This is a genomic window from Dialister succinatiphilus (assembly GCF_928721695.1).
GTDB classification, from domain to species: Bacteria; Bacillota; Negativicutes; order Veillonellales; family Dialisteraceae; genus Dialister; species Dialister succinatiphilus.
In genome coordinates this window covers 2408539-2428572 of sequence record NZ_OV788641.1, presented here as the reverse complement: position 1 = coordinate 2428572, position 20034 = coordinate 2408539, and the positions used below count along the sequence as shown (strand labels likewise).

Genomic DNA, 20034 nt, shown 5'->3' with positions numbered 1-20034 from the left:
CTAAAGTTTGACGGGGCTGTGGCCCCGAGGGTTCTTAAGTTTGACAGCGGCTATGCCGCTGAGGGGTGTGGAGGGCGCCTCTGAATTGATAGAAGGCGCCAGTTTGTATAGAACAACTTTAGTGAGCTAGTGGCTGGTGGCTGGGGAGCGCCTGACGGCGCGGCTCCGCCGACTGGTAGTTAATAGCATTTCTGTCACTTGCTTTTCTTGCCAAGATCCTTCGCTTTGTGGAGACCCTGCAGAGGGTCTCCAAGTCAGCCGAAGCCCTCCCTTAGCCTGCACATAAAAGGGCCTTCCGATTGTCGGCTGACCGACCTCGGATGACGAGTGTCCGGCGGGAAGAAATCGAGGCAGCACTGGTCATGGGATGGCCCCTTGATTCTGTCATTCTGAACGCAGTGAAGAATCTCGGTGCGTGGCGAGGATGACGTCATTGGAATTCATGCAGGGGCCTGGTACTTCGCCTTTCCCGCCGACTGGTATTTACTATCGATTAGCTCATAAGTGCCTTGTGCCGAGATTCTTCGCCTACGGCTCAGAATGACGATGAGGGCGGGAAGGAATTCTCGTAACGCTGACTTTATACTCATCGCCCGATAGGGCGATACCACAACCCTCGGCCTGAAAGGCCGTCAAACTTAAGAACCCTTGGGCCGAAGGCCCATCCATCTTAAGAACCTTTCCCTCTGAACCCTCTGAACCTTTTGAACCCTCACACCGCAGGTGTGTCTAAAGTAAAGGAGTTGCATCACATGACATACATAAAACCTATAGCCCTGGCGGCAGCCCTGCTGGCGGCTCTCACCATTTCCTTCCCGTTGGAAGCGAAGTCCGATACCCTGTCCTCTGCAGAAGAAGCGGTGGAGGAGGGGAAGATTTCAGACAAGGACCTGGATCTTCTCTTTCAGCAACTGAAAGAGGCTTACAGGAAGGGCGGGAATGACAGCAGCTTCGACTGGAAAGGCATGAGCAGCGTCATTCTGGGCGAAATCCTGAAGTCCGATGATGTACAGAAAAATAAGAAACTGAAAGACATCCTGGATATTCTGACCGGCGGCAGCAGTCCAAAAGAAGAGCCGGCACCGGAAGAACAGGGACCTGACCGCACCCTGGATGCCGAAGTGCGTCCCAATGACGGGATTCGCAGGGCCGTCATTTCCGCTTTCCACATTCCCCCAAAAGACTGGAAGACCACTCACTACTCCTACAACTTCATGGACCTTGACCACGACGGGAAAATGGAAGTCCTGGTCCTCGTGCAGGGCCCTTATACCAGCGGCACCGGCGGAGACACCCTCCTGATTCTGAAAGAAAAGGACCAGGACTGGGAAAAAGACCAGTCCATCTCCGTCATCCACGCCCCCATTCTGGTAGCGGCGCCGGGCGAACTGCACCTTCCCTCGGATCGTAAAATCCTCATCTTCAAACGAAGCGGCGGCGGAGCCAAAGAAGCCTACGCAGCTCTCACCAGCAAAGATGGGATCTATTGTACCGCTGCAGAAGCGGAAGAAGTGAAGGACCAGGAAATCCACGGCACCCTGCTCTTAGTCCAGAAAGACCCGGCTCCTACGCTTGAAGAAAAAGAAAAATAAAAAAAGCACTGCCCTTCGGGGTGGTGCTTTTTTTTTGGACACTATGGACAAGCCCTGACGGGCTTGAGGGTTGACGGCCCACTGGGCCGAAGGTTCTTAAGGGGCTTAAGTTTGACGCGCCTTTGGCGCGAGGGTTGTGGTAGGGCGCCTCTAAATTATAGAAGGCGCCATCTTATGATAAAACCTTCACAACCGCCCTGCGGGCGTCGGAAATGCATTCCCCCTTTGGTGGCTGCGCCACCACCTTGCCCGGTGGGAAGCATGTCATATGATACAGAAAGTAAATCCCGTAACGCCTCTTGCGTCCCCTTTAGGGGAAGAGGGCCACGAAGTGGCGAAGGGGTGGACGGTGGTAAGAATGATTATGATATTCTTATTCTATGTCTTATCGCCCTAAAGGGGAAACGACTCATTACATTTTCGCGTCGCTCCGCTCAGGGGGCCGCCGATTGGCGGTCAGGACCGCGATGGAGCATCCTATCGGTGCTCTGCCCCGTACACCCTTTCCCGCTTCGCGGGACTTCGCCCCGGTGGGAAGCATGTCACTGGATTCGCGGGTCGCGTGGCTCCCCTATGAATCCAGTTCCTTTGCCACCTCAAGGGGAAACGACTCACTACATTTTGCGCGTCGCTAGCGCTCCTTCAAAATGTGTTCGCTGTGCACCGCGGAGCGGCAATCCGCAACCCTCGGCCCGAAGGGCCGTCAAACTTAAGAACCCTCCGGCCGTCAGGCCGGTCAATCCTAAGAACCTTTCCCTCTGAACCCTTTGAACCCTCTGAACCTTCTGAACCCTCACGCCCGCAGGGCGTGTCCATCTTGAGAACCTTTCTCCTCGAAATATTTATCAGACATAAACTTAATAAATTTCTAACACATAAATATAGCATACTATGTCTTCTGAATTCATTGATTACTGGAAATTGTAAAGACAGACATAGGGGACAAGATTTGAATAAATAATATATAAAATACAGATTTTACCGAGAATTCTGCTTTGCAGGCATAGCATTTACAAAATCATGTTCTTAATAACGATTTATTTCTATTCTAAATTAAGGCCATATCGAATCATGCAGCAAACATATACATACCATTGAATATGCATTTTACATCAACTATAATAATCGATGTACTTTTAAATAATTGAGAATTCAGAGGATTTAGACCGCTTAATTCGAATAATATAGATTTAGCATGGTAAAGAAGTGACGAAATTCAAGGGCATTTATACCCCACTTTATAATCGATTTTCTTGAATGCAATGCATTTTTCGCGTATAATGCAGGTAGAAATTGTGTATATACAGTCTGTTGGACGTCATTTTTTTACTTTTACATTCACTAAACAGATGGAAAGGGAACGCGTTATCATGAACAGAAAGAAAGAGAGATTGGTCCTTGTTCTGGCTGCCCTGGCTGCTATGCCGGCTGTGTCGCTGGCTGCGGAGCCGCCGGTTATTCCGGACTCTGCCCGCACGGCCATGGAGGCCGGGAGGAATCAGGCAGAGGCTTTGATGCGGCAAAATGAATGGAAAGACCGGCAGCGTCAGATTTCCCAGACCCGGACCGGCGAGTCCAGGGTGGAAAGTCAGGAAGAAGAAACGCCGTCCCTGAACATTCCTGAAACGGAAAAGGTGCTGGTGAAGGATTTCACCATCGATGGACAGGATATTTACTCTGAAGACACCTTGAAGGCCCTTCTGGCTGACAAGAAAGGCAAGGAGCTCTCTTTCAAGGATATCCAGGACGGGGCGGACAGAATTACCCGCTATTTCCGCCAAAAGGGCTATATCGTAGCGAAGACCTACATTCCGCCCCAGGATGTGACTGCCGGTATCGTTCACTACCATGTGGAAGTGGGACGCTTTGATGCTCCCTCCATTACGAACAAGACGAATATCCGGGACAGCGCTATCAGAAAGCAGGCCCAGGCCGTGAAGGAAGGGGAATACGTGACCAGGGACAAGCTGGAAAGAGCGGTGTGGCTGGTATCCGACATGGCCGGCGCCGATGCCCGTGTGGCGCTGAGCCGCGGAAGAAATCCCGGTACGGTGAAACTGGATATGACGGTAGAGCCTTATGTGGGGAAACACGGTCTGGTGTCTGCCGACAACTACGGCAGCCGGGCCATGGGCTACAATGAATACTCTCTGGACTATGATTTTTGGAATCCCGCCAGAAACGGGGATCACCTCATGGCATCCATTTCCACCACCGGCCGTCATATGTTCAACTGGGGCACCAACTACATCACGCCCCTTGCCAAGGACGGCCTGAAGCTCACCGTAGGATACAACGTATTCAGCTACGACATGGGCGACGAATGGGCCATGTATAAAGGCGTAGGCACCTCCCGGGTCACTTCTCTGGGACTGGACTATGCCATCCGGAGAAGCCGGCGCCATAACCTGTACACCGGCCTCCGCTTCGAACACAGTGAAATCAAGGACGAATACAGAGCCTATGATGCCACCTACGGCGACAAGACAGGAAACGCTCTGGTACTCTCCCTCTACGGAGACGACCAGGACACCGCCGGCATGACAGACTGGCGTCTGGACTGGAAACTGGGCCATATCAACAACCGGGCTTTCCACTCCGATAACATCTACGCCCGCTGGATGGCCGGCGACCCCGACACCAACGGCGATTACTCCAAGATTCGCGGACATATCGAAAGACATCAGAACATCAACGAAAGATCCTACCTCCTGCTCTCTGCCTACGGACAGTACGCTTTCACCCCGCTGGATTCGTCGGAACATTTCTCCCTGGGCGGCCCTTACGGCGTGAAAGCCTATCCCACCAGTGAAGGCTCCGGCGACAGCGGCTACATTACCAGAGCCGAATACCGCTGGCTCATCCCTCTGGAAGCCCACGACCAGCAGTTCCAGCTTGCCTTCTACGCAGAGCATGGCGGCGTGTGGATCGATAGAAACGGAGGAGACTCCGGTACGAAGAACCATAGAAACCTCCAGGGCGCAGGCATCGGCATTATCTGGCAGCGCTGGCAGGACTGGTTCATCCGGGCTGACTACGCATGGAAACTGGGCGCCGAAGACCCTGTATCCGACACCAGCCACAACAACGGCCGCTTCTGGCTCCGCGGCGGATTCTACTTCTAAAGGACAGGGAAGCGAAGCTTCCCTGAAGGTTCAGAGGGTTCAAAAGGTTCACAGGGTTCAGAGGGTGGTGGTAGGCGGCTGCGCCGCCAGTTTGTATAAAACCATACAACCGCCCTGGCGGGCGAAGGCAAAACATGCAAACCGCCCTGGGGGCGTTGGAAATGCACCCCTATCCCCGCCTGCGGCGGAACTTCCCCCGGAGGGGGAAGTTCTAGCGACACTATGCCTTGAGATACTTATGAAATGATTGCTTCTCGGCGGGTTATAGTCCCACCGCACAGCGGGGGGAAGGTGGTGACGTAGGCACCAAAGGGGGAAAAGCCGCTGCAGGCGGCTAATCTCCGAAATGCGGTTCATAACGTATGAGATAAAAGTTAAGCATAGAGCAAACCTCCCCCTCCGGGGGAGGTGCCGTAGGCAGAAGGGGTGCATTTCCACGGGCGAAGCCCGGTTGTTTGGTTTTTCCGCCGTCAGGCGGCTATAAACTGCGGCGACAGCCGTTTCCACAACCTTCAGCCCTGAAAGGGCTGTCAAACCTAAGAACCCTCCGGCCAAAGGCCGGTCAATCTTAAGAACCCCCAGCGCCAAAGGCGCTGTCAAATACATTCAAAACCAATTCATCATATATAAGGAGAAAACGAAAATGCACAACTATGGACATTGGAAAAAGACACTGGCCCTTCTGGTCATGTCTGCCCTTTCTCTGGGTGCATCCAGCGTGGATGCCATGCCGGAAGGCGGAGTCGTCCGTTCCGGTTCCGGCTCCGTCACCCAGAACGGGAAGGAAATGACCATTCGCCAGGACTCGGGACGCCTGGCCATGGACTGGACCGGCTTCAGCGTAGGAAAGGACGAAACTGTCCGTTTCCAGCAGCCCGGAAAAGACGCCCTGGCCCTGAACCGGGTCACCGGCAATCAGCAGTCCGTCATTGACGGCAGCCTTCTTTCCAATGGCCACGTGCTCCTGGTGAACCCCAACGGCGTGGTTATCGGTAAAAACGCTTCCATCGACGTAGGGGGTCTGGTGGCCTCCACTGCCCAGATGAAGGATAATTTCATGAAAGAATTCGGAAACAGCACAGGCTCTTTCAGCCTGGGCGGCGTTTCTGATGGAAAAATCATCAACGAAGGGACCATTAAAGCCGAAGGGGGCCTGGTGGCTCTCCATGCTGCCAAAGTAGAAAACAGCGGCACCATTTCCAATATCGGCGGCTCCGCAGTTCTCGCTGCAGCAGATACCCTTACCCTCACCCCTGACGCCGACGGCAAACTGAACTTCACCGTAGACGGCAAAACAGCAGAAGCCTCCGCTCTCAACAAAGGTGCCATCACCGCCGATGGCGGCACCATCGTCATGACCGCCGACAGCGCCTCCGACGTGATGAGCACTGTGGTCAATAACTCCGGCACCCTCCAGGCCAGAACCCTCCGCAAAAACGAAAAAGGCCAGATCCTCCTCGAAGGCGGCGATAAAGGCCAGGTAGAAGTGAGCGGCACCCTGGACGCCTCCGGCACAGAAGATGGCCAGAGCGCAGGAAATATCAAAGTCATCGGTGAAAAGACCATCGTTCACGACGGGACAAACCTCCTCGCCAAAGGCAATGTGGACGGCGGCAAAATCGAGACTTCCGGCGACGTGCTGAACCTGGGGGATAACCTCAATATCGACGCTAAAGGCATCAACGGCAAGGCAGGAGAATGGCTGCTGGACCCGCTGGAAATCCTGATTCAGGATGACAAGCCTACGCAGCGCAGTATGGATCAGACCGTTGGCACGGTCAATGAAGGCAGCGGAACGCAGATTACCTATAATGATCCACCTTCTGCCACCCAGAATGCCGATTCTACTTATGATTCCACTTCCTGGATCAAGACGAATCTGATTACGGATATTCTGAATAAGGGCACGGATGTGACGATCCAGGCGGCATCTACCAGTCAGGCTGCCAGCATTACGGTCAATTCTGCTATCAATCCGACTGTTGCCGGTGATGGAGAAGCGACACTGGCCCTGGAAGCCCAGCGCAATATCACGATCAACAAGGAGATAAAGGCTAGTGGCGGCAAACTGAATGTGAAGCTGAATTCTGATACGGATGGCGATGGTGTCGGTGCGGTCATCATCAATGCGGATATTTCCACCAATGGCGGTACTTTTACTTCTGGCAGCGGCGGTAATGTAAAGTTTACGGCGCCATCAGGAACCGAGGCGGGTGCATATGCTGCTACTGGTATAGAGAAAGACACGAAACCTAATATAGCAGGCCATACCGTTGGTACTTATTTCGGTTATGTGGTTCCTGAAGGGAAATCCGCCATAGATTTGTCCGGAGAACAAAATAATCGGAAAATCGCGACCAATGGCGGTGCCATTACACTGGATGGCGAAGTCGCCATCGGCTTGAATGGCGGTGTCCTCACTTTAGATACCAGAGATACCAGCAAAAAGGATGGGACAGCTGGCGGCAATGTCAATATCACGGGAATCATCAATTCCGGGAATAGCTATGACACCTATATTTTCGGAACGGAAAAATGGAATAAACTGGTAGAAAATCTGGTTAAGGATTACTTGACTCACAATACAGTTCCTTCCTACCGTTTTGTAGGAATCAACTATACGAAAAATAAAGATGGGACGTATAGCTATACTACCCAAGCCAAACATTTTGACAAAGGAGAATCCCATTATGCCTTCCATGAATTGAACCCTAAAGATGTGAATGGGGCGAACTGGACCTATACAAATTCGGATGCAACGCTGGATACCCAGCATACCCGCTGGTATGCAACGACTAAGGCTGGAGATGGCTACAATTCTTTCATCATGGAAGGGACCACGCCGGAAACCTCCCAGATGTCTATCGATGACTGGCTGATTTATTACCGCCGGACTGAGCCGGATAATTATGCAAAAAAATATGCTAACGGTAACAAAGATACAAATAGCAATCTGGTGACCTATGAAAAGATTCAAAACGATCCCACCAAAATGGCAACGCTGGAGAGCGATATCAGAGCGCTCATTGCCCATAACTGGTTTGCCAGTGAGAGCTTGGCTAATCCAGGGGATAAGTCTGGTGCCAATCACGGGGACAGCTATCTGGCCACCATTACCACGGCACTGGAAAACTCCCTCTCCACTCCCAACTCCCAGAAAACCCTCTGGGTCGGTGGCATGGGGTCCGGTGTACGCAACAAGACCAACGATAAAACCACCAACCCCTATTCCCAGTATCCGGCTGATCCCAGCCATCAGGACGGATTCTATTGGGTGACCGGGCCCGAAGGTCTGGTCACCACAACGGTTACCAACGCAGATGGCACTACCACTACTATCAAGGGTACAAAATTCTGGGACACCAGTAAATCTTACTGGAACAAAGATCTTAAAAAGTCCAATTATGGGGAACAGGTCTATGGCTATACCAAATGGTCCAGCTGGAGCGGTGGCGGACAGCCGGACAACAGCGCTCCCTTTTTGACCGTGGGCTATGGCAACAACAATGCCTGGGATGATGCCGCTATTGATGGGGGAACCACCGTAGGCTTCGTCCAGGAAACCAATCTGTACAATTCCAGCCTGAATATCAAGACGGACGGGGGCAAAGTCACCCTCCAGGGGGATCTTGGGAAATCTGTAGGTCTAGATACGGTTAAGATTGATGCTGGCTCTGGTTCTGTGACTACCGGCAACACCAAAAATACTGCAACAAAATACAATAATGGTACTATTTATGCCGATCATGGTGTATATATCAATGGTGGTGAGGTAACCGTAGGCGGCGAAATCCATTCCGGCGGCACCGATGTAGAGGCCACCAGGAATACGGATTCTTCCTTTAGTGACTATCTGGACAATGTAACCATTAACTCTGCTGGCGATATTGAAGTTCACGGCATTACGTCCAATACCTATAATGTTGCCAATGATGGTACAACGACTACCCGCGGCGGCAAGATCAGCCTGACTTCCACTGGAGATTCCGGCAAGATTACGTTGGGGGCTGGTGTCGATTATGATGGCAATGCTACTGCTGGGACGATCGCAGCCGGCAGCTCGGATAATGGCGCTGTCATCATTGATGCTCAGGGCAAGACAGGAGCATTCATTAATAGCACTAATCCTAAGTCTCCCGCTATTACTACTGCTCCCCATGGCACCTGGCAGGTCTATGTGGCTTCTCCAAGCGACTATGGAACTGTTTTGGGAGGTAACCTGAATAGCGAAACCAATGCCCAGTGGTCGTCGGAATCCACAAAGAAGTCTACTTCTGCTGAATCTGATAAAAATGCAGCGGGTAGGGACATTGGCACCTATACGGATCAAACGCATAACAAATTCATCTTCCAGGTGACGCCGACTATCACGGTTTCTGGTCAGGATATGACGAAGACTTATGGTGATACTTTATCTGATGAAGATTTGCGTAATAAGTTGACAATTACATCGGCGACATTTAAGGCTTCCGATGATACCTCAGCTCATAGTGTGGATGACTATAGCAAAAATTTCCAAGAAGCAAGTGATAAATCAGCTTATATCGCCAGCACTACAGATGCAACAGATACTGGCCTGAAGAATATTTCTGTATACAGTGGAGCACAGGATGACGCTGCAACCCGTATGGACGGCTATAAAGACCCGACGGGCGGAACGATAAAGTCGACCTATCACTTCAACGTTGGTAAGGAAAATGCTACAGGTCTGAACGGCTATGATTTAGCAACAGAAAATGCGGATATCGAAATTCTCCGGAAGACCGTGACCATCAGCACCGATGGCACCCAGACCTACGGTAATACTGCAGTGACCAATGGGACGCCTTCCTACGACAAAACCCAGCTGGTGAACGGAGATACGCTGGGCGATATCCAATATACCATTGCCACCGACGGCAGCTATGCGGACAGCAAGGGCAGCAACGATACGGCCCACGTAGGCAGTTATGAAAACCAGTATCTGACCACCGGTGCCAAAGTAAAAGCCAGCGACGGCAGCGACGCTTCCGCCAACTATGCAGTCACCGGCAGCGGCACCATCACCGTGAATCCGGCAGACCTTTACCTGACGGTGGGGAATGTGTCCACCACCTATGGCACGGCCTTTGATGATACCCAGTATGGCTATACGGTGGATGACGCCAAAGGTGGGCTGGTGAATGGGGATACCAAGGATGCTGTACTGGGAGACAAATTCCTCAACTACACCAATACCGGGGCGAAAACTGATGCTAGCAACGACAAGGTGAAGACTCAGAATGCCGGGAGTTATGAACTCCAGGGGATTGCCAGCAAGAATCTCTCTGACTATACCGTCCATATCACCAACGGGAAATCTACGGTGGAAAAGGCCAAACTGACCTTGACTGTGGGGAATACGGAAACCACCTACGGAACTGCTTTTGATCCCAATACGTACAGCTATACCCTGTCTGGAAACACCAATGGGGATACGGCAGAGGATGTAGAACACAACAAGATCACCGTTGTTACCTACACCAATGGCGGGGAGAAATCCGATGCGGCCAATGACAAGGTAAAGACCCAGAATGTAGGCGACTACAATCTGACAGGAACCTTCACGCTCAGCGGCGATACGGCAGCTAATTACGAAATCGGCACCGTGAAGGCCGGCAAGGCTGAGGTCACCCCGGCGGAAATCCATCTGAAGCTCAACGACGTATCCACCACCTATGGTACAGCTTTCGATACCAGCAAGTACGGTTACGACGTCAGCAAGCTGGCAATGGCCAATGGGGACAACACGGATGTAGTGACGAAAGTCATTGCCAATGGGGATATTACCTACACCAACACTGGGGACGCTACGGATCCGGACAATGAGAATGTGAAGACCCAAAACGCAGGAACAGGATACAAACTGACCGGGACCACGGAGAAGACACTGCAGAATTATAAGGTGTTCATCGACGGGGCTGATGCCACCGTGGATAAAGCGGACTTGACCCTGACCCTGAAAGATGTCTCTACCACCTACGGGAATGAGTTTGACGGCAGCACCTATGGGTACAAAAAGGATGCGGCGGATCTGCAGGGGCTGACCAACGGGGATGCCGCAACGGCCATCACCGATGTCCTCCAGGATAGCGATTTTACGTATGTGAACGGCGGGGCGAAATCCGATCCCAATAACGAAAATGTCAAGACCCAGAACGCAGGCAGCTACCAGATCACCGGCAGCACCACCAGGACCCTGGACAACTACAACATCAAAGTGGTGAATCCGGGGACTTCCACGGTGGAAAAGGCCAAACTGACCCTGACCGTAGGAGACGTGAGCACGGTCTACGGTACGGGCTTCGATAGGACGAAGTACACTTATACCATTTCCGGCAACGCCAACGGAGATACAGATGAAACCCTGAAGAACAACCAGATCAGCGTCAACTACACCAACACCGGGGAAAAGGCCGATGCCAATAACGACAAGGTAAAGACCCAGGACGTGGGAGACTGGAAGCTGATCGGGAATTTCACGGTTGCCGGCGATACAGCCAACAACTATGATGTTACCTACGTGGATGGGACATCCACTGTCACTCCGGCAGAAATCCATCTGAAGCTCAACGACGTGTCCACCACCTACGGTACCGCCTTTACGGATACCAACACCTATGGATACGATGTCAGCAAGCTGGCGATGGCCAATGGGGACAGCACGGATGTAGTGACGAAAGCCATTGGCAACGGGGATATCACCTACACCAACACCGGAGACGCTACGGATCCGGATAAGATTGCCAAGGGCGCCAAGACCCAGGATGCGGGTACTGGATATCAACTGACCGGGACTACAGAGAGGACCCTGAAGAATTATAAGGTGTTCATCGACGGAGCTGATGCCACCATCAACAAGGCTACCTTGAAACTGAAGGTGGGTGACTATACCGAAGCTTACGGGGCTGCGGACAAAGTGGGAGCGGACCTGAAGCAAACGGAAGTCACCGGGGAACAGAACGGGGATGACTTGGCAGATCTGGTTTCTGAAATCGGCATCCACAACACCTCTGGGGCCCTTTTGAGCGACACCCGGACCAATGATGTGAAGTACAAGACCGACGGCAGCCTGGACAGCTACCGAATCGATACCCAGCTGGATAAAGACACACTGAAGAACTACAATCTGGAACTGTCCGAAGGGACCATGACCCTGACCCCGGTGGCCATCACCGTGGACAACGAAATGATCCAGACCTACGGTTCGGCGGACCGGTCCTTCAAGGAAATCGCTACGCCGCTTCTGGTGAATGGGGATACCATTTCTACCGATGGGCTTACCATGACCCCTAAAGCCGGCGGGGCCTATGAAACCAACCAGGCCGGCCGGACAACGGCAGATGCCGGGAAGTACGAGAATGACCTGGAATCGGATGGCGGCGGCATTGTCCATGAAAATGGCAGCGATGCCCGCAAGAACTACAGCGTCACCATCAAAGGGGATATTATCGTAAATCCGAAAGATATCTACACGGAGGTTAACGGTAAAGGTTCGACTCTGAAGGACCTTACCTGGGAGATAGTGAGAGATCCGAAAGACCAGATGGTCAATGGAGATAGTGTAGAATTTACCTATACGCCAGGAAATCTGATTTCCTATGATAACCAGACCTTCGATGTGAATAGCTTTATCAATGGTACCCAGATCTATGACTCCACCACCGATGTACCACGCTATGGGAAGAATTATATTTTCCATTCCAAAGGTATCGTCCAGCTCACCTTCAACCCCATTGTGAAGCCTGATGTATGGGCCCACAGCGGCGGTTATCGCCCGCGGAACAAGATCGAAACATCTCTTCCTGTCTTCCGCGTGGAAGACGCAAAGGTAGGCCAGTATGGCACCTATGGCGTGGAACACGATGAAGAGGGAGACAGACTGGTTCTCTCTGCTACCGGCATGAGACTGCCGGAACCGGACCAGGTGCCTGATGAAGAAAGAACTTTCACCACCACCCTTTCCACTGAAACAGGAAGCGGTACCTTCAAGCTGGTATACAACGGCGTTTCCCTCAAAGTCTATCCGCAGGACAAGGAAGCAGAAGAAACGGTCCGCGCAGGCGATAAGAACAAAAACGTGTCCCTCTCTGAAAAAGCTCTCTATGTGGGCTACACAGAAATGGGCCTGGACCTCATCGACCTCAAAGGCGTGTACATCTACTTCAACTGATTTACCTGAAACCAGGACAATCAAAAAACTCCTCTCTTTTCAAGGGAGGAGTTTTTGATTTGAGGAAGGGGCCCTATGGGGCTTGAGGGTTGACGGCCCGCTGGGCCGAAGGTTCTTAAGGGGCTTAAGTTTGACAGCGGCTATGCCGCTGAGGGTTGTGGAGGGCGCCTCTAAATTTATAGAAGGCGCCAGTTTGTATAAAACCTTTACAACCGCCCTGCGGGCGAGGAAATGCATTCCCCCTTTGGTGGTTGGCGCCACCACCTTGCCCAGTGGGAAGCATGTCACTGGATTCGCGGGTCGCGGGGCTCCCCTATGAATCCAGTTCCTTTGCCACCCCCACTTCGCGGGGGCACTATAAAGCTCCGTTATGCTGTAAGCGACTTATGAAAGGAATGCTTCGCGGTGCTTTATTCTGCCCCCTGCATAGGGGGAAGTCCGGCGCAGCCCGGATAGGGGGGTGGCGAGCGCAGCGAGCCAATCACCAGAATGCTAATCAAGCCCTATGACACCGAAAGTAAATCCCGTAACGTTCTTGCGTCCCCTTTAGGGGAAGAGGGCCACGAAGTGGCGAAGGGGTGGAAGGTGGTAAGATAGTGCAAAATGTGTTCGCTGTGCATCGCTTCGCTCAGGGGGCCGCCGATTGGCGGTCAGGACCGCGATGGAGCATCCTATCGGTGCTCTGCCCCGTACACCCTTTCCCGCTTCGCGGGATTTCGCCCCGGTGGGAAGCATGTCACTGGATTTTCAGGTCGCTTCGCTCTCTTACAAATCCAGTTCCTTTGCCACCTCAAGGGGAAACGAGAAAATAGGTGGCACTGGATATTGTGTCACATATGACACAGACAGCCAATCCCGTAACGCTGACTTCATAAGCATTGCCCCCTAAAGGGGAAACGACTCACTACATTTTGCGCGTCGCTAGCGCTCCTTCAAAATGTGTTCGCTGTGCACCGAAGGGCAATCCGCAACCCTCGGGGCCAAAGGCCCCGTCAAACCTAAGAACCCTTGGGCCGAAGGCCCATCCATCTTAAGAACTTTTCTCCTGACTGCCCGAAGGGACTCTCTATTTCTCTATTTCATAGGGCCAGTCCAGGATGCCGCCCATGTCTCTCACGTCACTATAGCCCAGTTCGACCAGTTTCATGGCTGCTTTTTTGCTGCGGACGCCGGAGCGGCAGTAGACGATGAGGGGCTTTTTCTTGTCCGGAAGTTTGTCTTTGATGGTTTCGTCGATGGTGCCCAAGGGGATGAGGCGGGCGCCGGGGATGTGGCCCTGCTGGTATTCGGCCGGTTCTCTTACGTCTATGAGGGTGACAGGCTCTTTCTTTATCATTTCATAGCCTGCCTGGGGCGTGATTTTATGGTAGGCGTCGGAAGCGGAGGGGGCGCAGCCGCCAAGGAAGACCAGGGGAATGAGAAGGGCGAAGCATAAGAAGATGGTATTGTGCATGATAGTTCCTCCTTATTTGTGATGGCCGAAGGAGAAGAAGTTTTTTACCTTCTGCCAGAATGACTGTATTTTTGAAATTTTCACCGGTGCCTTGGGCGCCCGTGCCATGCCGGCCTGGCGGACGAGCTGCATGTTCCGGTGGGCTGTGCGGGTGACGATGCGGGGCGGCGGGGTAAAGGTTTTTTCTGCCGTTTTTGCTTCGTTTTTCATGGAAGGCAGGGCGGCATGGGCGGCGCGGATGGTGCGTTTCTGGTGGCTTCGGTCCACCACTTTAAAGGTGATGCCGTCCTTTTCCTGACGGGGCAGGGGAGCGGCCGTTTTTTCAGGCTTATCGTCTACAATCTGCCCTGTTTTCAGGTCAAATTTAGCAAATCCCGCTTTGGCGCTGAAAGGGTTTTCATCAAAGTCGTGAACCCGGGAGGAGTTCTGTTCCATGGAAATGACATCGGCTGCGTCTTTTCTTTCGGCTGTTGCCTTCCGGGCTTCTTCCCGTTTCAGCTGGTTCACCAGCCGGTTCTTGGCCCGGCTGTCAAAGGCCGGTTCTTCGGCAGCCCAGAAACCGGACTGCTGGATATTTCTTTTGTCCAAATCATAGGAAATCCGGGCGCCGCAGCGGGTGCACCGCACGGTGCCTTTCCGCTTCTTCACGTCCAGGTCAAATAAAGTCAGCTTCTGCCCGCAGGCGTGGCAGATGAGGGTAAATGCCATAGGTTAAGACCTCCTTACTTATTTAGTATAATGGGGATCAGGGGAATGGTAAAGGGGCGCTTAGGGACAAGCCCCTTTGGGGCGTGAGGGTTCTAAAGTTTGACGGGGCTGTGGCCCCGAGGGTTCTTAAGTTTGACAGCGGCTATGCCGCTGAGGGTTGTGGAGGGCGCCTCTAAATTTATAGAAGGCGCCAGTTTGTATAAAACCTTTACAACCGGGCTTTCGCCCGTGGGAAAACCATACATCCGCCCTGCGGGCGAGGGAAATGCATCCCCCTTTGGTGCCTTACGGCACCACCTTTCCCCCGCAAGCAGGGGCACTATGGGTGCTTAGCCATGGAGCCATGTCTCTGCAGGAAAGCATAGAGCGATTTATTCTGTCCCCCGGATGGGGGAAAGTCCGGCGCAGCCGGATAAGGGGGAGCCGCGTAGCGGCTAATCACCAGAATGCCAATCAAGCCATATGACACTGAAAGTAAATCCCGTAACGTTCTTGCGTCCCCTTTAGGGGAAGAGGGCCACGAAGTGGCGAAGGGGTGGACGGTGGTAAGAATGATTATGATACTCTTATTTTATGTCTTATCGCCCTTCGATCGGGGGGCCGCCGATTGGCGGTCAGGACCGCGATGGAGCATCCTATCGGTGCTCTGCCCCGTACACCCTTTCCCGCTTCGCGGGACTTCCCCTCAAGGGGAAACGAGAGATATGAGGGAAAAAACAGCGAGTCATATACTTCAGGTACCATTTCGGCGTTTTCCCCCTTTGGTGGCTGTCGCCACCACCTTGCCCGGTGGGAAGCATGTCATATGACACAGAAAGAAAATCCCGTAACGCTGATTTTATAAGCATTGCCGCAGAGCGGCAATCCACAACCCTCGGCCTGAAAGGCCGTCAAACCTAAGAACCCTTGGGCCGAAGGCCCATCAATCTTAAGAACCCTCACACCGAAGGTGTGTCCAGGCGGTCCCATATCAAATCCCATTTCCTTTCTCTTCCTTTTCATGCTACAATAAAAATATTAAAGTATACATACATAGTACCGGCGGATGCCGGTTTTATATAAAGGAGATTTTTCCATGTTTTTGGGACAGATACAGGGACTGTTTATGACCATGAGGCTCTGGGATATTCTGGATATCCTGGTGGTTGCCTTTTTTCTATATCGCATTTATATTTTGATTCGCGACACCCGGGCCACAGCTCTTTTGAAGGGGCTGGTGTTTCTGGGAATTTTTACGGTGATTGCAGGCTGGCTGCAGCTTCATGTGGTCAGCTGGATTCTGGACAAGCTGATGACGGTGCTCATCGTGGCTCTGCCGGTGGTGTTCCAGCCGGAGCTTCGCCGGGCGCTGGAGCAGATCGGCCGGGGGAAGTTCTACGTTTCGTCCCGGGTCATGAATGAGGTGGAGTGGGACCATGTCATTGATGATGTGGTGGCCGCTACCATGACCATGTCTGCCAACAAAATCGGCGCTCTCATCGTCTTTGAACGAAGTGTAGGGCTGGATGACCGCATTGATACGGGCATCCGCATTGAAGGTCTCGTTTCCAAGGAGCTTCTTGGAAATATTTTCATCGTGAATACGCCTCTCCATGACGGCGCTGTGATTATCCGTGAGAACCGGGTCATGGCGGCAGGCTGCCTGCTGCCTCTCACCCGTGACCATAACCTGTCCACGGAGCTTGGCACCCGGCACCGTGCGGCTATCGGCATGTCCGAGCAGGCAGACTGCGTCATCGTGGTGGTCAGTGAGGAAACGGGCATCGTTTCCTATACTTACGGCGGTCATATTTACCGCGGCCAGGATGCGGAAAGTCTGAAGAACATCCTCCGGAATTACCTGGTCACCAGTAAACCGAAGGGCGTCAGCGATGTACTGCAGAAATGGAGGCCTTTGAAATGAAATATACAAGATTTGAATGGTGGCTTCCAAAACTCCTCTGTCTCATTGCTGCCTGTGCTCTGTGGGTGTATGTGATGAATGAGCAGAATCCCCAGGTGGAAAATACCTATACGGTACCGGTGGAAACAAGAAATTTGGACCGCTCCCTGGTGGCTACCAATGTGCCTTCTACGGTGAAGGTGAAGGTTCGCATGTCCAGAAGCGATATGATTTATATGCGCTCCGATAATATCAAGGCCTATGTGGATTTGACCGGTGTCACCGACGGGGACTATCCCAATACGCCCATTCATGTGTCCGTACCGGGCGATGAATCGGTGGTGTCGGTGACTCCGAAAACCTTTGACCTGAATGTGGATACCTATGCCGTCAAGACGCTGCCTGCCAATGTACAGATTTTCGGCACGCCGGAAACGAATTTCTCCGTAGAAAGCAAGAAGGTAACGCCTGATACCATTACTATCGCCGGCAGCTCCGCCATGATTGCCAAGGCAGACCGGGCTGTGGTGTCTGTGAATATTGCAGGCAAGGAAAAGAGCTTCACTGAATTTGACAGTGTGAACATCCTCGATGCCGATGGAAATACGGTGACGGGACTGGATATCATGCCCAGCCAGGTCAAAGTGGCGGTGAAGATGAAGGAAGCCACCAAGCTGGGCAACCTGCCCATCCGAATCGATACGAAGGGAGAACCGGCCAAGGGATACAAAGTAGGCAGGATTACCATTACGCCGCCGGTAGCGACTATTACGGCACCGATTTCCTTCTTCTCCAGCAATAAGACACTGGACCTGGATCCTATCGACGTCACCGGCGCCAGCTCCGACATCCACCAGGTGGTGAATGTGAACGTGCCTTCCGGAGGCAGCGTGGCGGTGCCTAAGGTGACGGTGGTTGTGGAAATAGATAAGGATTAAGGTTTATGGACAAGCCCCTTTGGGGCTTGAGGGTTCAAATGGACAAGCCCTGACGGGCTTGAGGGTTCTAAAGTTTGACGGGGCTGTGGCCCCGAGGGTTCTTAAATTTGACAGCGGCTATGCCGCTGAGGGTTGTGGAGGGCGCCTCTAAATTTATAGAAGGCGCCAGTTTGTATAAAACCATACAACCGCCCTGCGGGCGAGGAAAATGCATTCCCCCTTTGGTGGCTGGCGGCACCACCTTTCCCGTGGAGAAAGTCCGGCACAGCTGGATAGGGGGGGTGTATCTGCCGAAGGCAGATAATTCAGCAGAATGGTTATTTTGCCATATGACACTGAAAGTAAATCCCGTAACGTTCTTGCGTCCCCTTTAGGGGAAGAGGGCCACGAAGTGGCGAAGGGGTGGACGGTGGTAAGAATGACTATGATACTCGATGTGGATGTGACCGCCGAAAGGCGGCATTATAATACTCATCGCCCTGCGGGCGATACCGCAACCCTCGGGGCCAAAGGCCCCGTCAAACCTAAGAACCCTTGGGCCGAAGGCCCATCCATCTTAAGAACCTTTCCCTTCACAACCCTTCTACACAACCTGCCGCCATCAGGCGGCCATAACCCTCGGGGCGAAGCCCCGTCAACCCTCGAGCCAAAGGCGCGTCCCCTCTTACTTGACGAAATCCCTCTTTAGATGTATGATTTGAAAGTTATTTCAAGAAAATTTTGGGAGGAATATGAATGGTTACTTTATTTGGTACAGACGGTGTGCGCGGACTGGTGAATTCGACCCTCATGCCGGAGCTTGCCTATCAGCTGGGCAGAGCAGCAGGTGCTTATTTCTGTAAGACGAAGGGCGAGCACCGTTTCCTTATCGGCATGGATACCCGTATTTCCGGTTCCATGCTGACCGCTGCCCTTTCCGCAGGTCTCTGCGCATCCGGCGTCAATGTGGATGTAGTAGGCGTGATTCCCACCCCCGGCGTGGCTTATCTGACCAAAACGGAAGGCTATGACGCAGGCGTCGTGATTTCCGCATCCCACAATCCTTTCCCCGACAACGGCATCAAATTCTTCGACCGGAACGGTTACAAGCTGCCGGATAAGACGGAAGAGGAAATCGAAAACATCCTTCGCCATGATGAAGAAATCGTCCGCCCCACCGGCGATGGCATCGGTGTGATCCGCGACTATCCGGAACTGGCTGAAAAGTACAGAAACTATGTGAAATCCACAGTGGACGGCGATTTCAAAGGCATGAAAATCGTCACCGACTCCGCCAACGGCGCAGCCAGCAGTTTCCTCCCGGGAATCCTTGCCGAACTGGGGGCAGAGGTAATCCCCATTTTCAATCAGCCCAACGGCGTAAACATCAATAACGGCTGCGGCTCCACCCATATCGAAACCCTGCAGAAAAAAGTAGTGGAAGAAGGCGCTGACTGCGGCATTGCCAACGACGGCGACGCTGACCGCTGCCTCTTCGTCGATGAAAAAGGCAAAGTCCTGGACGGTGACCATCTCATGGTCATCAATGCCCTGCAGATGAAAAAAGAAGGCCGCCTCAACGACAACATGGTGGTAGGCACCGTCATGAGCAACCTGGGCTTCGGCAAAGCGCTGAAGAAATACGGCTGCCAGACCGTTTCCACCAAAGTAGGAGACCGCTATGTACTGGAAGAAATGCTGAAACATAACTACTCCATCGGCGGCGAACAGTCGGGCCACATCATTTTCCCGGAATTCAACACCACCGGCGACGGCCTTATCACCGCCGTACAGACACTCCGGGTGCTCCGCGAAAACGGAAAGAAACTCTCCGAACTGAACAGCCTCATGACCACCTATCCCCAGATTCTTAAGAATGTAGAAGTATATAGCAAGAACGGCTGGGAAGAGAACGAACTCATTATGGACTCCATCAGGGCAGGCGAAGAAGAACTGGGCGCCGATGGCCGCATCCTGGTCCGCGCCTCCGGCACCGAACCCCTCATCCGCGTCATGGGTGAAGGCAAGGAGCTGAACCAGCTCGAACGAATCGTAGATGACATCGCTTCCGTGGTGGAACATGAACTGGGCGTAGAAAATAACTGAAAACCATGAAATCTAAAGCACCGCTCCTTCGGGGACGGTGCTTTTTTATGGACAAGCGCC

The 20034-nt window shown here is 52.7% G+C and carries 8 protein-coding genes; 6 read left to right on the top strand and 2 right to left on the bottom strand.

Annotated features, from left to right (window positions below; all coding sequences use genetic code 11):
- Positions 1-752: 752 nt before the first annotated feature.
- From NW747_RS10130 to NW747_RS10120, 3 genes are all read left to right on the top strand, one after another.
- Complete coding sequence (locus tag NW747_RS10130) at positions 753-1592, top strand: hypothetical protein (RefSeq protein WP_273187317.1); 840 nt, start codon at positions 753-755, stop codon at positions 1590-1592.
- 1370 nt (positions 1593-2962) lie between these two features.
- Positions 2963-4717, top strand: coding sequence for a ShlB/FhaC/HecB family hemolysin secretion/activation protein (locus NW747_RS10125; protein WP_273187315.1), 1755 nt, complete (start codon positions 2963-2965; stop codon positions 4715-4717).
- A 643-nt stretch (positions 4718-5360) separates the two neighbouring features.
- Positions 5361-12908 (top strand): two-partner secretion domain-containing protein, encoded by a 7548-nt coding sequence (locus tag NW747_RS10120; RefSeq protein ID WP_273187313.1) that lies wholly within the window; start codon positions 5361-5363, stop codon positions 12906-12908.
- A gap of 1066 nt (positions 12909-13974) precedes the next feature.
- Here NW747_RS10120 and NW747_RS10115 read toward each other — a convergent pair.
- Positions 13975-14361: a rhodanese-like domain-containing protein gene (locus NW747_RS10115; protein WP_273187312.1), complete on the bottom strand. Its 387-nt coding sequence runs from the start codon at positions 14359-14361 to the stop codon at positions 13975-13977.
- Positions 14362-14373: 12 nt separating this feature from the next.
- Positions 14374-15069 carry a hypothetical protein gene (locus NW747_RS10110; protein ID WP_273187310.1) on the bottom strand — a complete coding sequence of 232 codons (696 nt, stop codon included), beginning with the start codon at positions 15067-15069 and terminating at the stop codon, positions 14374-14376.
- Between the two features lie 1075 nt (positions 15070-16144).
- On the opposite strand from NW747_RS10110, the gene cdaA reads away from it, so the two are divergent.
- The 3 genes from cdaA to glmM all read left to right on the top strand — a co-directional run bounded on the left by cdaA (position 16145) and on the right by glmM (position 19974).
- Positions 16145-16972 carry a diadenylate cyclase CdaA gene (cdaA, locus tag NW747_RS10105; protein WP_008858683.1) on the top strand — a complete coding sequence of 276 codons (828 nt, stop codon included), beginning with the start codon at positions 16145-16147 and terminating at the stop codon, positions 16970-16972.
- Positions 16969-17889: a CdaR family protein gene (locus tag NW747_RS10100; RefSeq protein WP_273187308.1), complete on the top strand. Its 921-nt coding sequence runs from the start codon at positions 16969-16971 to the stop codon at positions 17887-17889. Before cdaA ends, NW747_RS10100 begins: the two co-directional genes overlap by 4 nt.
- 735 nt (positions 17890-18624) lie before the next feature.
- Entirely contained in the window at positions 18625-19974 is a 1350-nt protein-coding gene (gene glmM / locus NW747_RS10095) for a phosphoglucosamine mutase (protein WP_008858685.1), read from the top strand.
- The last annotated feature ends 60 nt before the right edge of the window (positions 19975-20034 follow it).

Bases quoted from the DNA above. Each gene is read 5' to 3' on its own strand.
- glmM (WP_008858685.1), top strand. From the start codon at position 18,625: ATGGTTACTTTATTTGGTACAGACGGTGTGCGCGGACTGGTGAATTCG.
- NW747_RS10120 (WP_273187313.1), top strand. From the start codon at position 5,361: ATGCACAACTATGGACATTGGAAAAAGACACTGGCCCTTCTGGTCATG.
- NW747_RS10130 (WP_273187317.1), top strand. From the start codon at position 753: ATGACATACATAAAACCTATAGCCCTGGCGGCAGCCCTGCTGGCGGCT.
- NW747_RS10110 (WP_273187310.1), bottom strand. From the start codon at position 15,069: ATGGCATTTACCCTCATCTGCCACGCCTGCGGGCAGAAGCTGACTTTA.
- cdaA (WP_008858683.1), top strand. From the start codon at position 16,145: ATGTTTTTGGGACAGATACAGGGACTGTTTATGACCATGAGGCTCTGG.
- NW747_RS10115 (WP_273187312.1), bottom strand. From the start codon at position 14,361: ATGCACAATACCATCTTCTTATGCTTCGCCCTTCTCATTCCCCTGGTC.
- NW747_RS10100 (WP_273187308.1), top strand. From the start codon at position 16,969: ATGAAATATACAAGATTTGAATGGTGGCTTCCAAAACTCCTCTGTCTC.
- NW747_RS10125 (WP_273187315.1), top strand. From the start codon at position 2,963: ATGAACAGAAAGAAAGAGAGATTGGTCCTTGTTCTGGCTGCCCTGGCT.